Raw genomic sequence first — 318 nt, 5'->3', positions numbered from 1 at the left:
GTTTGCGGCCCCAGAACGGCGGGTCGGGCAGTTCGAGGTCGTAGCCGAAGGTGTCGAAGCCGATGCGGCCGCCCTGCTCGTAAATCCAGTCGTGCGGCGTGATCGGTGCGTTCAGGCCGTCGTCGGCGTGGCCGAAGAGGACGCGATCCAGCGGGAGGCCCTCCTCGTTGAAGATGTTCACGGCGGGCTCGGGGTCGATGGCCAGATGCGTGAGGATCGGGACCCCGGTGAGGACGGCGGCGCGGGCGGCGGCGCGGTAGATCCGCTTGTCGAGTTCGGTCATCTTGCCGCCGCGGCTCACGCCGACCTTGATGACGC

Annotated in this window: 1 protein-coding gene; it reads right to left on the bottom strand. The window is 68.9% G+C overall.

The genetic code is table 11. The features are described from left to right. Positions 1–318: phosphotriesterase family protein (locus AC5RV2_RS19170; RefSeq protein WP_494093642.1), on the bottom strand; the 318-nt coding region annotated here is incomplete at both ends.

This window comes from Arthrobacter sp. Y3225116 (assembly GCF_059091245.1).
Note: the sequence above shows the minus strand (reverse complement) of the source record. Positions and strands in the feature narration are given on the sequence as shown.